The sequence below is a fragment of the Maritimibacter sp. 55A14 genome (assembly GCF_003122205.1).
GTDB lineage: Bacteria > Pseudomonadota > Alphaproteobacteria > Rhodobacterales > Rhodobacteraceae > QEYE01.
The window spans coordinates 151,608-165,975 of record NZ_QEYE01000008.1 but is presented as its reverse complement, the minus strand read 5'-3'; the positions used below and the strand labels follow the sequence as shown (position 1 = coordinate 165,975).

At 60.5% G+C, this 14,368-nt stretch carries 14 protein-coding genes; 6 read left to right on the top strand and 8 right to left on the bottom strand.

The window, feature by feature from the left end; translation table 11 throughout:
* The first annotated feature begins 914 nt into the window (after nucleotides 1–914).
* Together DDZ14_RS09055 and DDZ14_RS09050 are read left to right on the top strand one after the other, a co-directional pair.
* Nucleotides 915–1,808: a cation diffusion facilitator family transporter gene (locus DDZ14_RS09055; protein ID WP_109424651.1), complete on the top strand. Its 894-nt coding sequence runs from the start codon at nucleotides 915–917 to the stop codon at nucleotides 1,806–1,808.
* 5 nt (nucleotides 1,809–1,813) lie between these two features.
* Entirely contained in the window at nucleotides 1,814–2,728 is a 915-nt protein-coding gene (locus tag DDZ14_RS09050) for a DMT family transporter (RefSeq protein ID WP_109424635.1), read from the top strand.
* Nucleotides 2,729–2,958: 230 nt separating this feature from the next.
* On the opposite strand, the gene DDZ14_RS09045 is transcribed toward DDZ14_RS09050, so the two are convergent.
* The 5 genes from DDZ14_RS09045 to DDZ14_RS09030 all read right to left on the bottom strand — a co-directional run bounded on the left by DDZ14_RS09045 (nucleotide 2,959) and on the right by DDZ14_RS09030 (nucleotide 6,448).
* On the bottom strand, nucleotides 2,959–3,429 hold the full coding sequence (locus DDZ14_RS09045) for a DUF411 domain-containing protein (protein WP_199221321.1): 471 nt from the start codon (nucleotides 3,427–3,429) through the stop codon (nucleotides 2,959–2,961).
* An 80-nt stretch (nucleotides 3,430–3,509) separates the two neighbouring features.
* Nucleotides 3,510–3,989 carry a plastocyanin/azurin family copper-binding protein gene (locus tag DDZ14_RS09040; RefSeq protein ID WP_109424634.1) on the bottom strand — a complete coding sequence of 160 codons (480 nt, stop codon included), beginning with the start codon at nucleotides 3,987–3,989 and terminating at the stop codon, nucleotides 3,510–3,512.
* Nucleotides 3,990–4,239: 250 nt separating this feature from the next.
* On the bottom strand, nucleotides 4,240–4,572 hold the full coding sequence (locus tag DDZ14_RS09035; protein ID WP_158275493.1) for an SHOCT domain-containing protein: 333 nt from the start codon (nucleotides 4,570–4,572) through the stop codon (nucleotides 4,240–4,242).
* 13 nt (nucleotides 4,573–4,585) lie between these two features.
* A complete protein-coding gene (locus DDZ14_RS19375) occupies nucleotides 4,586–5,089 on the bottom strand; it encodes a hypothetical protein (RefSeq protein WP_146193124.1) in 504 nt (167 codons plus the stop codon).
* 420 nt (nucleotides 5,090–5,509) lie between these two features.
* Nucleotides 5,510–6,448 carry a pirin family protein gene (locus DDZ14_RS09030; RefSeq protein WP_109424649.1) on the bottom strand — a complete coding sequence of 313 codons (939 nt, stop codon included), beginning with the start codon at nucleotides 6,446–6,448 and terminating at the stop codon, nucleotides 5,510–5,512.
* Between the two features lie 163 nt (nucleotides 6,449–6,611).
* Between DDZ14_RS09030 and DDZ14_RS09025 the strand changes: the two genes are divergently transcribed.
* Nucleotides 6,612–8,132, top strand: coding sequence for a VOC family protein (locus DDZ14_RS09025; RefSeq protein WP_109424632.1), 1,521 nt, complete (start codon nucleotides 6,612–6,614; stop codon nucleotides 8,130–8,132).
* Between the two features lie 36 nt (nucleotides 8,133–8,168).
* On the opposite strand, the gene DDZ14_RS09020 is transcribed toward DDZ14_RS09025, so the two are convergent.
* Nucleotides 8,169–9,026: a pirin family protein gene (locus tag DDZ14_RS09020; RefSeq protein WP_109424631.1), complete on the bottom strand. Its 858-nt coding sequence runs from the start codon at nucleotides 9,024–9,026 to the stop codon at nucleotides 8,169–8,171.
* Between the two features lie 278 nt (nucleotides 9,027–9,304).
* Between DDZ14_RS09020 and DDZ14_RS09015 the strand changes: the two genes are divergently transcribed.
* A complete protein-coding gene (locus DDZ14_RS09015) occupies nucleotides 9,305–10,204 on the top strand; it encodes a LysR family transcriptional regulator (protein WP_109424630.1) in 900 nt (299 codons plus the stop codon).
* 246 nt (nucleotides 10,205–10,450) lie between these two features.
* Nucleotides 10,451–11,074 (top strand): isochorismate family cysteine hydrolase YcaC, encoded by a 624-nt coding sequence (gene ycaC, locus DDZ14_RS09010; protein WP_109424629.1) that lies wholly within the window; start codon nucleotides 10,451–10,453, stop codon nucleotides 11,072–11,074.
* A gap of 104 nt (nucleotides 11,075–11,178) precedes the next feature.
* Here the strand turns inward: ycaC and DDZ14_RS09005 are convergent, their stop codons facing one another.
* Entirely contained in the window at nucleotides 11,179–11,868 is a 690-nt protein-coding gene (locus DDZ14_RS09005; protein ID WP_146193123.1) for a hypothetical protein, read from the bottom strand.
* 260 nt (nucleotides 11,869–12,128) lie between these two features.
* Between DDZ14_RS09005 and DDZ14_RS09000 the strand changes: the two genes are divergently transcribed.
* Nucleotides 12,129–13,073: a site-specific integrase gene (locus DDZ14_RS09000; protein ID WP_109424627.1), complete on the top strand. Its 945-nt coding sequence runs from the start codon at nucleotides 12,129–12,131 to the stop codon at nucleotides 13,071–13,073.
* A 363-nt stretch (nucleotides 13,074–13,436) separates the two neighbouring features.
* Here DDZ14_RS09000 and DDZ14_RS08995 read toward each other — a convergent pair whose 3' ends face one another.
* Entirely contained in the window at nucleotides 13,437–14,339 is a 903-nt protein-coding gene (locus DDZ14_RS08995) for a LysR family transcriptional regulator (RefSeq protein WP_109424626.1), read from the bottom strand.
* Between the last annotated feature and the right edge of the window lie 29 nt (nucleotides 14,340–14,368).

The following is a 14,368-nucleotide window of genomic DNA, read 5'->3' as shown; positions in this document are numbered from 1 at the left end:
TCGGAAAATAGGGTTCCAGACGCGCCATCTGCGCGTCGCTCAGCCAGTAAAGATCAGACATGTCACCGCTCTGTTTTCAGGCGGTGAATCACGATGCTCGGCTGAAATCAATGGGTCCTGACCCTAGGACTTCGTGCAACCGCTGCTGCTCCGCGAATGTCTCGCTGATGCACGCTCAATGTTGCCACGGGACGCGTCCCCAGCTCGTACCGGCAAGAACAGTCCCTTTTGTTGGCAAACATTTCCCGCGTCCTGGATATTGTAGGTGGAGCCCCTGACCCCATGTCGATCGGACGAACCATCCAAAGCGGACAGGCAAGTGCGATGAAACCGGGGCGACAGGCGTTCCAGGGATGGCGCAGAATGGTTTCCCATGTCGTGGTGCTATCTCCACGCTCTTGACAGATGCACGTCCGATCCGAGCCGGAACCGGAGCATGATAATTGGGCGAGAGGCAACCCGCGTCGCGAAGGACATCCAGATCGACCTTCAGGCAGGGAGACGCGTCAAGGATCTCGGAGATTCAAAGCGGATTGCATTTCTCAGTACTGAGCTGATGCAAGGTGATAGTCAGTCACGCGGGGTCCTCGCTCGGCACTTGGTTCTGATCTCCGGGCGGGTGTTGTTTCGGGGGTTCCGTGCCCAGGGGCTACACACGTCATCAGGGGCCCTGTAAGCGTCACTGGATGGCTCCAGGGGATTTCATGGGGGAGACAGTGGCCGGGACCAGGCGCCAGTGTGCGGGCGTCACAGAGAGCGGGCCTGGCGCAGTGCAGCATAATCCTGTCTGGCCCCGCCTAAATGGGAAAGGAGTGATCTGCTGACATCGCTTCAGTGGCCAGATATACTTGCATTCTCAGGCCGGACTTTCGTTCAAGGGGAGTTGCGACTTGGCCAACGCGCATCATGGGCACATGCCTTCCGGCACCCGAGGGATGGCGATCTCCGCTTGGCTGACCGGCATCTACTTCATCATCGAGATGGGCATCGGACTCTGGACCGGTTCGATTGCCGTGATATCGGACGCCTTCCACACCTTCTCGGCCGTCGGCGGCGTGCTTGTCGCGATTTTCGCGGCGCGCATCTCGCGACGTCCCGCGGACGAGGACCGCAGTTTTGGTTGGTATCGGGCCGAAATCATCGGGGCGCTCGTCAATGGTGGCTTCCTTCTGGGGATGGCTGTTGTCGTTATCGCAATGGCGGCAATGCGAATGTCGGAGCCCATAGACCTCCCCACGGGGCCAATGCTCCTCGCGGCCGCGGGCGGATTGCTCACCGAGTTCATCTCCCTCGGGCTTATCTGGAAGGAGAGCCGCAGCGACCTGAACGTCAAGGGCGCCCTTTGGCACATCATTCAGACCTTCGTGGGCAGCCTGCTGATCATCGTGACCGCGCTTGTCATCAAGTTCACGGGCTTCCTTCTGATCGACCCGATCCTTGGCATGGCCTTTGGCTTCGTTCTCGTCTGGGCGAGTTGGGGGATTCTGCGCGACTCCGCACATCTCCTGATGGAGGGCACGCCGGCGGAAGTGCAACTGTCCGAGGTCGTAGAGGCGCTCGAGCAGATCGATGGCGTCGCGAATGCCCACCACGTGCATGCTTGGGCGCTGACCAGCGGGAAGTTCGTCTTCTCCGGTCATCTGCGCGTCGACCTGAACCGTGACCCGCAGGAGGTGCTGAGAACCGCACATACCATGCTGCGCGAGCGGTTCGGATTCTTCTTCGTCACACTGCAGGTAGAAGACCGATGCCTCGACGAAAGCGGGGCGGAAATGATCGACATCACCCGCGCGAGCAAGGACGTGTAACAACAATGTCAGTCGTCGTCCTTCTCGTCCTCATTACCGTTTCCGAGGCAACGATCGGCGTCTTCGTCAAGCTGACAGGAGACGCGATCCCCATCCAGACGTTGAACTTTTATGCGTTGACCTGCGCGGCGATATTCCTTGCCGTATCGATCCCCTGTGCTACGGGCCGCCCGCTCCGATTCCCGCGCGGGAACCTGAAAGACACGGCTATCGTCGGCGCGCTGATCGCAGCTCAGATCAGTATATTCAACTACGCAATGACGCTGGTACCGATCGCCAACGCGGTGGTGTTCTGGAGCGTCGCGCCCTTCTTCGTGTTCATGTTCTCGGCTTACTTTCTCGGCGAACCCGCGAAGAAGAGCTATGCACTGATCTTCGGTCTCGCGCTTGTAGGGATCGTTCTGGCGAAGCCACTCGAGGGCGGGAACTGGCTTGGCAACCTCGTGGCGCTTGGGGACGGGGCGATTTACGCCGCGATGGTGACCTACATGCGCTATGAGGGTCGCTCTGAGACCGGTAATGACATCTTCTGGTCGATGGCATTCGCGGCAGTCCTGCTCTCGCCCTCGTTGGTTCTCGTTGGACCAGGCGAAATCAACGGCCTCGTATACTATCCGACCATGGGGTTGTTTCTGCCGGTTATGCTGTGGGCAGTCAGCCTCGGCGTGATCTCGACAGGTATCGCCTATTTTGGAATCTCGCTGGTGCTGAAGCAAATTAATGCCAACGTCTACGCGTTGGTCGATATAATCGTCTCGCCGGTCGTGGCCGCGAGCCTCGGATTTCTGATCTTCGGCGAGATTCCGGCGCGAGCGATGATTTTCGGCGGCGGCCTGCTGCTACTTTCCGGCTTCTGGCTGACCCGCGAAATGAGCCGCGGCAAAGAGAATGCCGCCGTCCACCCGTGCCAGTGCGCTTGAGTATCTTGCCAAGCTACATACGATCAGGGGCGGGCACTGATTGCTCAAAGCTCCTGCCCGAGCATGGGCGGTGCTCATGAGCGGAAGCGGGCCGGTCAATCATCATCCGGCGTTCCGGGATCGGATTGCCGACATGGCTTCCCTATCCGGCACCAAAGCGCCGTGCCGCAAATCTGAAAGCCATGATAGAGTCACCGCGCTCACAACGACGCGCCCGACGACCGTTCCGATCATGCCGCGTCATAGCTGGAAAACGTGGCAGTCGTGCCATCACGCCTGATGAGATGCACTTCGTATGCTTCCCGTTCGCTTTCGGATCCCATTCCGGGCGAACCATATGGCATTCCGGGCACGGCAAGGCCCACCGCCTCGGGCCGTTCAATGAGAAGGCGCCGAATGTCGGCGGCAGGCACATGACCCTCGATCATGTATCCGTCGATCTTTCCAGTGTGGCACGAAACCATGCTCATCGGAATGCCGTTCTCGAGTTTGTAGCGGCTCAGTGCGGTCCCCATCGAGGGTTCCGTTGTCACTCGAAACCCGGCGCTCTCGAGCATGTCGATCCAAGCGGAACAGCAGCCGCAATTGGGGTCCTTGAGAACATGCATTGCTTCGACTGCGGCATGTCCGCTCGAAGGTATGAGCGGCATGCAAGCCATCGACACTACGCTGCTCAGTAGAGTACGGCGGTTCATCATCATGTTGGCCACGAGTATCTCTCCAATGAATCCGGTACGCGCGGCCTTCTAGACACCGGCAAACGCGCAAACCGGAAGTGACGTCAATTAACGGTTATCGGCCCGCGCATGCCAGCCTCCATATGGCCGGGGATAAGACAGGCGAACTGGAAATCGCCTTCGCCGTCGAAGTGCCAAACGATCTCTCCGCTCTCTCCGGGGGCGAGACGGAGGGCGTTCGGATCATCATGGTCCATTTCCGGAGCCCTCGCCATTTCGGACATATGTTCCAGATTGTTCTCCCTGGTGTCGAAAACAACCTCATGTTCGAGCGCGCCGAGGTTTCTGATCTTGAAACGAATTGTCTCTCCCTCCTCCACTTTTAGCGAATCCGGCTCGAACCCCATGCTACCGTCGGACTCGACCATCCTGATCTCGACAGTGCGATCCACATTGGCACGCTCTCCAGGCTGTCCTATGGCCATTTCCTTCTTGTGCTCTTCGTGCCCGTGATCCCCCGATCCCGCAGCGGATGCGGCACTGGCGAACAATACTAGGGCGGCGGTGAGACTTGGAAGTTTCATCGATTCTCCTTTGTGAATCTGGATGGGTGCGAGACGCGAGGCCTTTGATTTCAATGCCAACGTTAAGAGATCGCCAACTACTGGCGATCCAACCTGCCGACCTCGGCCGACCGGGGCACGGAGAAAAGTAATGCTTCTGCGGCACAGTGCAACCCTGCCCCGATCGTCTCGGTCCATTCCCGCCGCCAGAGGGCGGAGTCCCTGAATTCGGCGCGTTCCACAAGACGCCACCACGCCCGGACCCGATCGCTTAGCTTCTGAGCGATTGCCGCCGTTCTTCGAACTCTTCCTTGTCGATCTCGCCACGTGCAAAGCGCTCGTCAAGGATGTCGAGGGGCGTCTTACCCGGCGGTTGCGACGTCAAAGTCCAAAAGTCCTGACCACCGAGCCAGCGGACCAGGAACACGACGAGCGCCACAAGCGCGGCCAGGAACAGGATCATCATCACCGGCCCCAAAAACCAACCGTGCCAGCCCCCTTCCCACATATGCGGATGGTAGTACTGGCCGCCCTGCTGCGCCCAGCTGAAAGTGGGTGCCAGCACGACGGCCAGAAGTGTCGTCCACAGGAATTTACGCTTCATTTTCGGGTTTCCTCTAGCGTTGCGGCTGCATCCAGCCAGTGTGGCGATCCACCTCGATCCGCTGCACCAGCGATCCGTCCTGGGTGACGATTTCCGCAACGATGCTATCCTCGTCGATCTCCTCGACATTGCCGAGTTTGATGTTCGGATTGCCCTGCCAGGCAAGGCGGTGTTCCATCATGTGCCTGACGTCATCGGCACCGAGGTCATTTCGAAGCGGCTGCATCCGGCCCTGGTCCGAGAATCGGGGGTTCATCATCATGCCCGGGCCCATGCCTTGCCCCATGTAACCCGGGTTCATCATCATTCCCGGACCCATGCCCTGCCCCATGTAACCCGGGTTCATCATGCCCGGACCCATGCCTTGCCCCATCATGCCGGGCCCCATGTGGCCCTGTTGCCATCCATAAGCCTGCTCGCCGCCGCCGAATCCGGTCCCATGAGCGGAAACCGGGGCTGCAACACCAAGAACGAGACCGGCTGCAAGAGCCATGGAAACTAAAGACGTGTAGTGCATTTCGACCTCCATAATCCGAAAAGCATGTGGTTACGCTTGATTTCAGTATGTTGCCTTTGCGTTGGACGCACCTTGACTCAAGTCAACGATCAGTTCGAATTCCTGAACTGCAATCCAGACCATAGGGCAGCACGCGCCGGGACCTGTCTGATCCTCCGGACGCCGCCTCCTTCCAGACGCCTTCTATAAGAGCCCGGCATATTCAGGGAGCTTACGAAGTCACGCGGCATGGGCACAGACCTGAACCTTATACAGGCATGGGCTCCCCCTCCCTCGACCGGCACTTAAACGGTTCCTTGGAGTTTCCAACTTCGAGCCGACCATTCGCTGCGTACGAGTTGAGCGACTGTTTCAGTTCGGCAGTCGGGTAACTTTACCTTTCGAAGGAGTATTCAGTCGCGTGCTCCTGTTGATTTGGCCTCAACGCTCAGGCAGCGGGATGTACTCGTCGCGGTCGTCGGGGGGCAGGTCGAACGCCCCGGAACCCCATTTCGCGGCGCGCCATTCCTCCTTGGCGTGCTCGATCCTGTCCTGGCTCGAAGCGACGAAGTTCCACCAGATGTAGCGTGGCCCGCTTAAGGTCGTGCCGCCGAGCGCCATCAGGCGGGCCCCTTCGGGACCGGCGGTGACAGTGATCCGATCACCGGGGCGGAACACCATCATCCGGCCGGCCTCGAACACCTGCCCTCCGATCGTTATGGAGCCCCGAGAAATGTATAGGCCTCGGTCCTCATGGTCGTCGGGCAGCGGGAAACGGGCTCCAGGTTCAAGGATGACGTCAAGATAAAAGGTCTCGGTGAAGAGGGTCGCCGGCGCTGCTTCACCATAGGCATTGCCGAGAATGAGCCGGGCACGGACCCCGTCGGATGCGATCTCGGGAAGCGTGTCCTTTCCGTGGTGTTCGAACATGGGGTCCATGTCCTCGTGATCTTCGGGAAGCGCCATCCAGGTCTGTATACCGAAAAGTGAGTGCGGGCCGCCGCGAGCGGCTGAGGAGGTGCGCTCGGAATGGGTGACACCTTTGCCGGCGACCATCCAGTTCAAGGCACCGGGGTGGATGATCTGGTCGGTCCCGAGGCTGTCGCGGTGGTGGAAGTCGCCCTGATAGAGATAGGTCACCGTGCCCAGGCCGATATGAGGGTGGGGGCGGACATCGACGCCCGTCCCGGTGAGAAATTCCGCCGGTCCAGCCTGATCGAAAAAGATGAAGGGGCCGACCATCTGACGTTTCGGTGCCGGCAGCGCGCGGCGGACCTCGAAGCCGCCGAGATCCCGGGCCCGGGGAATGATCAGGGTTTCGATGGCGTCCACACCGATATCTTCCGGGCAGCCGGGGTCGAGTGCAGGGTTCCAACTCATGCCGTCCTCCATTGCAGTATTGTTTGGCCCAAAGATATGGCATTCTCGGAACAGCGCCAGCCACGAGGGCGTTCGTCTCAGGCGAATGCGAGGTTCGCGCAGAGGGTGCTCAACATGATTGCCGCCGCGGATATGTTCGGGCGACCAACGTAGTGGGGCGGCGATGACGACGGACATTCATCACGTAACCGGGATCACCCGGAATGTGCAAGCCAATGTGGATTTCTACATGGGGTTTCTCGGCTTGCGGCTTGTCAAGCAGACGGGCGGATACGAGGACGCCGAGCAATTGCACCTGTTCTACGGCGACGAACAGGGCGCGCCTGGTTCAGTGGTGAGCTTTCTCGTCTGGGAGGACGGTGCACCAGGGCGAGTGGGACACGGTCAGGTCGGCGAGATCGCCATTGCAGTCCCTCCGGACAGCATCGGTGAGTGGATGCGGCGGGCTATAGACGCGAGGGTGCCGACCGAGCGCCCGACGCGCGAGTTCGGCGAAACCGTGCTTCGGCTCAAGGATCCCGACAACATGATCGTCAAGCTGGTCGGAGCCGATCTGCCGGCCGTGCATCCGCTTCCAGAAGCGATTGCTCCGACCCGGCTGAGGGCAGTAACCCTGTTTACCGAGGACGCGGCGGGCACCGCCAACCTTGCCGCGGACTTCGGCTACCGGGACGGCACGGCGGAGGGGCAGGTGCGGCGCATGGTGTCGGACACCGATGTCCTCGATATACGCGACACGCGCGGTTTCGTGGGCAGCATTCCTGGAACGGGAGTGTATGACCATGTGGCGTTCCGTGCGCCGGATGAGAAAGCAGTGCGGACGATGCGCCTGAGGTTGGCGCAGCACTATAAGCCCACCGCCGTTCATGACCGGAAGTACTTCCTGTCGCTCTATGTCCGCGAGCCGGCGGGAATCCTCTTCGAATACACAACGGATGCGCCGGGATTTGCCGTGGATGAACCGGCGGACCGTTTGGGAGAAACCCTGCTCATTCCCGACCGCGACCGCGAGCGGGTCGAGGATCTGCGCGTAATGCTGCCGCAATTCGCACGGCCCGGGGATGACCGGATGCCGAAGCGGGATTTGCCCTTCGTGCATCGGTTCCGCCTACCGGAGGACCCGGATGGCAGCGTGATCCTTCTGCTGCACGGGACGGGTGGGAACGAGGCAAGTCTCATGCCGTTTGCCGCGCGCCTCAATCCACGGGCGACGCTTCTGGGGGTGCGCGGGCGGGCGGCGGAAGAAGGGGTTGCTCGCTTTTTTCGGCGGTTTTCGGAGGCGGCTTTCGACCAGCAGGACATTGCGGCCGAGGCACATGCGTTTGCGGCATTCATTAAGGACGCCATGCGGGGATACGGGCTAGATTCCGGCGCGCTGACAATTCTGGGGTATTCCAACGGCGCGAATTTCGCCGCCGCGGTTATGGCGCTTCATCCGGGTGTGATCCGCCGCGTCGTTCTGGTTCGGGCGATCCCGGTTCTTGAGATTTTACCGCCGGTCGATCTGGCTGGAACAGAGGTGCTGATTTTGAGCGGCGCGGAGGATCCGTTCGGTGAGAAGGCCCCGATGCTGGCGCAATGGCTGTCAAATCGCGGCGCGGATTGCGAGATGCACCGAACCGCGGCGGGGCACGAAATCGCACCCGAAGATCTGAACGCCGCGCGGGAATGGCTGATGCGATAGGGGCGGCGTTTTGATCCGCCGCCCCGTGCCCATGGTTTACAGGGCACCGAACTTACCGGCCTGGAATTCCGCGATGGCCTCGTGAATTTCGGCGGCGGTGTTCATGACGAAGGGTCCATAGGGCGCTATCGGTTCTTTGATCGGCGCGCCGGCCAGGACCAGCAGCTTGACATCGGTCGACGCATCGACGGTGAAGCTGCCCTTGTCGTCAAGACGGGCAACCGCCGCGCCGTTCAGGGATTCCGCCCCGTTGAGCGTTGCCGTCCCTTCGAGCAGCACCACCGTCACGTTCTGGCCCTCAGGCGGTGTCAGTTCGACCTGCTTTCCGGCGTTCAGGCGAAGATCCCAGACCTCGATCGGCGTGAATGTCCGTGCCGGGCCCTCGGTCCCGTCATGGTCCCCCGCGATCACCCGGAGGCGACCGGCGCTGTCGGGCAGGTCCACCACCGGAATCTGCGCATCGGTGATCGCCTGATACCCCGGTTTGGCGGACTTGTGCCTAGCGGGCAGGTTCACCCAGAGCTGAACCATTTCGAGCGTGCCGCCGCGTGCGGTGAATGCGCGGCTATGGAACTCCTTGTGCAGGATCCCGTCGCCAGCGGTCATCCATTGCACGTCGCCTTCGCGGATCACGCCGCCCTCACCGGTGGAGTCGCCGTGCTCGACCTCGCCCTGATAGACGATGGTCACGGTCTCGAACCCCTTGTGAGGGTGGGCATCGACGCCCCGCGGCTTCTTCGCCGGTTCGAAATACTGCGGACCGGCATAGTCCAGCATCAGGAACGGATCGTGGCTGTCGCCGCCGCCCATATGCGAAAAGAGGGAGCGCACCGGGAAGCCATCGCCGACCCAGTGGCCGGAGCCGGCTTTCGTGGTGGAAATGATCTGTCTCATTGGAACCTCCTGGATTTTCGGACTGGCCGCGTTCAGGGCAAAGTTGGGGTAGAATGAAGAACGATCAACATCACATCCGTTCGGCCTGGAAGAACGCTGGGTTCCACGTGACCGGGTTCGCAGTATCGAGAGACCTCTGTTCGGCGTTACTGTATGGAATTGGGGTTTCCGTCTTGCGCCCGCCAGCGGCGCACAGGCATCTTTATCGGCAGACGCACCGGCTTCAAAGTGTGGGTTCGAAAACTTCGAACGCTCAATGCTTGGCGTAAGGACGAAAAATGCAGTGGAGCATCAGCGAAATCGAAACCTTCCTGCTGGTCATGGATGTGGGGTCGATCTCAGGCGCCGCGATCCGTGCAGATGTGTCGAAATCCGTGGTCAGCAAGCGGATCAGCGATTTCGAGGCGTCGGTCGGCACTGCGCTGTTCACCCGTCACGCCGGTCGAATCACGCCGACAGATGCGGCCATCTCTCTTGCCGAACGGTTACGGCCGGCGCTTGCCGAACTGGTGGCCGCAACCGAAAGCGTCGCATCGGGAGACGCGGCGTTACGCGGACGGTTGACCATATCAGCGCCGATGAGTTTCGGCATTCAACATCTCGGGCCGATCATCGCAGAGTTCGCTTGCGCGCATCCCGAGCTTGAAGTCGTTCTGGAGTACGACGACGCAATCACCGACCTGGCACGCGCTGGCTTCGATGTCGGAATTCGGCTGGGCGAGATGGACGACAGCACATTGGTCACGCGCAAGCTTTGCGAGGACCGGCGGGCAATCGTTGCCAGCCCGGACTATCTCGAACGCCACGGCCCGCTGTCGAAACCGGCCCAGCTCTCGAACCATGCCACCATCTGCTACCTGAACAAGCGGATTGGCGAGATTTGGCGGCTTGACCAGCCGGTTTCGCCCCCAAAACCGTCCCGCCTTACCACCAATAACGGCGAAGCCATGCGCGATTTGGTGATTGCAGGGCTGGGCATCGCGCTGCTGCCCATGTTTATCGTGCACGAGGAAATCAAAAAGGGCCGGTTGGTTCCCGTCCTGCCCGAGCTTCGGCCAAACGCGCTGCCGATCAATGTCGTCTGGCCTCCGGTGAAACCGATGCCGCGAAAGCTGCGTCTGTTCATCGATCACCTCGTCGAGAGATTCGGGGAAACACCGCCCTGGCTGCAGGAGTGAGCGGGCCACTTTGGGCCGACAGGACCGGCACACCGCAACCCACAACGCCGACGCCTTGGACCGACAAGCGTTCGCAAATCGTGAACCCGAAGTTCGCGCCGGGTGAGATGGCCACCCGGCGCACGGTCGTTATTCTGTCGGGTGTCGCTTGGGGGCGCAGGTCCGATGGTATCCGACCGCTGCAATCACGCGCGTCACCAGGAATGTTCGGGGCTATTGCAGACCCCACAATCGGAGGGAACGCGAATGTCTTTCAAATACAATCGCCTGAATAAGGACGACGCAGCCGTTCTGCTCGTCGATCACCAAGCCGGGCTGCTCTCGCTGGTGCGGGATGTCGACCCGGACAAGTTCAAGAACAATGTTCTCGCTCTCGCCGATGCAGCCAAATACTTCGGCCTGCCGACAATTCTTACGACGAGTTTCGAGGACGGACCCAACGGACCGATCGTCCCCGAGTTGAAGGAGACGTTCCCCGAAGCGCCCTTCATCGCGCGTCCCGGGCAGATCAACGCCTGGGACAACGAAGAATTCGTCGCAGCCGTCAAAGCCACCGGCAAGAAGCAACTGATTATCGCCGGTGTCGTGACAGAGGTCTGCGTATCGTTCCCGGCACTTTCCGCAATCGAGGAAGGCTACGAGGTGTTTGTCGTCACCGACGCGTCGGGCACATTCAATCCGATTACCCGCGATGCCGCATGGGACCGGATGTCGGCAGCGGGTGCTCAGCTCATGACATGGTTCGGTGCCGCCTGCGAACTGCACCGCGACTGGCGCAATGATGTCGAGGGTCTTGGCGCGCTGTTCTCGAATCACATTCCCGATTACAGAAACCTGATCTCCAGCTATACGGTCAACAACGCCGGTTGACATGTCCCCCCACCCTGCCCCGCCGGGGCAGGGTCGCGCGTCTCAAGTAGCAGGCTTTCACCGCGATAGTGTTGTTCAGCCGACAACTGTGGTCTTTAATATGATCACTCAAGCCGCCTGAGCATCCGTCCCACGGTCGAGCCGGTCCATGCCTTTCCCGTGGCCGTTCGAAGCCCGCGTTCGTTGGCAACACGCGCCAGCTCTGAGAGGGACGGAGTGGAGTTGCTGTTGGCCAGTTCCTTGCGCAGGTCATCAAGCAAACGCGCGGTTCTGTCGGCTCGCTTCGCCTTGGCCCTGGCCGACACCTGCGTAGCCTTCTTCGTGTTCCTGTTCAGCTTCTCGCCCGCTGTCACGCTTCTCTCGAGTCTGTGCAGCGTCTCCTTTCGGGCGGTCGTCACTGCGATGTACTCTTGGCTCGATGCCGGTATGTCGCTCAGACGACGGCCATAGCTGACATCCAGGATGTGATCTCCAAATACGAGGAGCTCGTTGAGAAGGTTCAAAGCATGCTCGTCCGGGACGCGGCGAAACACACGCCGGAGTTCGTCGATGGCTATGGCCGCCCTGCTTCCCGATCGCTGGAGTTCCACAAGGACACGCTTCAATCCCGGCAGGTCGTCGAGTGAACCGACTTGCCGCGCATAATCGGACACCCATGTGATCTCGTATTCGGGCCCCAGGAACGCCGAGATACGCCGCACCTGGCTTTGCGCGGCGGGTTTCGTTTCGGCGGGACCATTGTGGCGCGGGCCATAGCTCAGCAGCAGATATCCGAGGGCAGATTTCTTGTTCATGCACACACGTTGTTTCTACGCGTGTGTATCTTCACCCGCAACCCCCGTAAGAAAACCATCGAATCCTTACGGGTTTGGCACGGGTTTAGCACGGGACTCTTGGCATTCGGAACCAGTCACCAGGCAGCTTGCCTGGATACAAGGCATTCCAACCCGCTGTTTAGGAACCATTTTCCCGCTCAAGGACGTGGGATTATGCCCGACGGGCGACTCCGCTTGTCGTATAATGCGATCAGACGACAACATAAGGGGAAAACGGTATGAGAAGTTCCGGGAAAACAATCCGTGACGCTTGCGAAAGCTGGCTCAAGACCTGCGAGCGAAACGGGCTCGAACGGGCCACGATCCGCAGCTATCGCGGTCATGTCATGCATCACATCGACCAGAAGATCGGTAGTCTGCTGGTCACCGAGATCAGCCGCCGCGATGTGCGGGAATTCGTCCATGACTTGCAGGATGCGGGTGTCTCGCGATCGATGACGAAGAAGGTCCTTGCCAGTCTCCGGTCGGCTCTTTCGGAGGCCGTCGAGAGGGAATGGGTCGCGCACAACGTGGCCCGCGAAGTCAAGCTCAAGCGGAACCGCCGCGAGGACGAGGAGCGCACGATCCCGACCAAGGACGAAATCCGGACCATGATTGACAAGGCCCCGGATCAGCACCGGCCCCTGATCGTGACCGCCCTGTTCACCGGCATGCGTATCAGCGAATTACGCGGGCTGACATGGGACTGCGTCGACTTCGACAAGACGGTGATCCGGGTGGAAAAGCGCGCCGACCGGTTCAATGAGATGGGCAGGCCGAAGAGCCGGACCAGCAAGAGGGTCATCCCGATGGCGCCGACCGTGGTGTCGACGCTCAAGGCATGGAAGTTGAAATGCCCGAACGGAGAGCTTTCGCTCGTCTTTCCAAATGGCAAGGGAAACGTCGAGAACCACTCGAACATCCACAACCGGGTGTTTGTTCCGCTGCTGGTCAACAACGGCATCGTCTATGAAGACGGGAAACCGAAGTTCAGCTTCCACGCCCTGCGGCATGCGGCGGCATCCCTGTTCATCGAGCAGGGTTGGCCCCCGAAGAAGATCCAGTCCATCCTGGGCCATTCGTCGATCACCATGACCATGGATGTCTATGGGCATCTCTTCGAGAACCCGGAAGACGATCTCGAGCTGTTTGCGAAGATGGAGAGCGATCTGCTCGCAGCATAGCGCAAACCATTGATTCAAGGGAAAATCATAATCCGCGTGTCGGGGGTTCAAGTCCCTCCTCCGCTACCATTTTCCCGAATGTACAGCCGTGAACTGATGCGCGCGTTCGTCCCCGCGTCTCTCTTAAGGTGTGAGGCAGATGAAGGGCTAACCGTTCGCCGCACTCCCTCGGCGCCTCCCCGATCACGGTTGTCGCTATCACACAAACCGCGGTTGAAAACCCGGAGGGGAAGTGCCCGTCAAGGTGCATGAAGTTTCAATGCTCAATGAGGACGGATTCCGCGCTTTTGCCGCGGGCGCAATCTCACCGTGGGGCATCGCGAAAGCGACCGTTCAGGTGAGCACCTCTCATGCGCGCCGCAATTAAGCAAGCTGGTCAAGCGCGGATTTTAGGCGAGGCGCTGCAAAATCGACAAAGGCGCGGACCTTGGGCGCCACGAGTCGGGACTGCGCATAGACGAGATGAACGGGTTGAGGTGGCAGCGTGGTGTGGTCGAGAACCGGAACCAGTTTGCCATCCCGGATCTTTTCGGAGACCATGTAGGAGAGGCCAATCGTGATCCCGTGACCCTCCTCCGCCGCCTGGATCGCGGCGACCGCATCGTTGATCTCGAAGGTCGGCCTCAGCGCGACGCTGCTTTGGCCCTGTGAGTCTTTGAAACGCCATTCGCGGTTGGGCATCAGACCGGTGAACGCGATAACCGAGTGAAGCTTCAACTCCGCGGGTGCGGCGGGTGTCCCCCGATGGGCCAGATAGCCGGGGCTGGCGATGAGAACCCGGCGCACTGATCCGATCCGCTTTGCGATGAGGTTGGAATCTGGCAAGGGGCCAATCCGAACGGCCACGTCGATGCCCTCCTCGACCAGGTTGACGACCCTGTCCACGAGCACAACCGACGCCGTGACGCGGGGGAAGTGGCTGAGAAAGTCGCACACCACCGGGGATAAAGCCGAGCGGCCGAAGGTGACGGAGGCAGTGATGGTCAGGTGCCCGTGAGGGATCGCGGTCGCGCCGACCGCGTCCATCTCGGCCGTTTCCAGATCGGCCAAGATGCGTCTTGCGCTTTCGAGAAATCGCGCTCCGACATCGGTAATCGACAGGCTGCGAGTCGTCCGGTTGAAGACGCGGGCGCCAAGACGCGCTTCGAGCGCGGAAATCGCCCGAGTGACGGCGGGGGGCGAGAGCCGCAAACGGGCTCCGGCCTTTGCGAAGCCGCCAGCGTCGGCAACCGCGACAAAGACCTCGAGTTGGTGCAGGCGATCCATATGTTATTCCTCTCTGGGGAATAATGAAT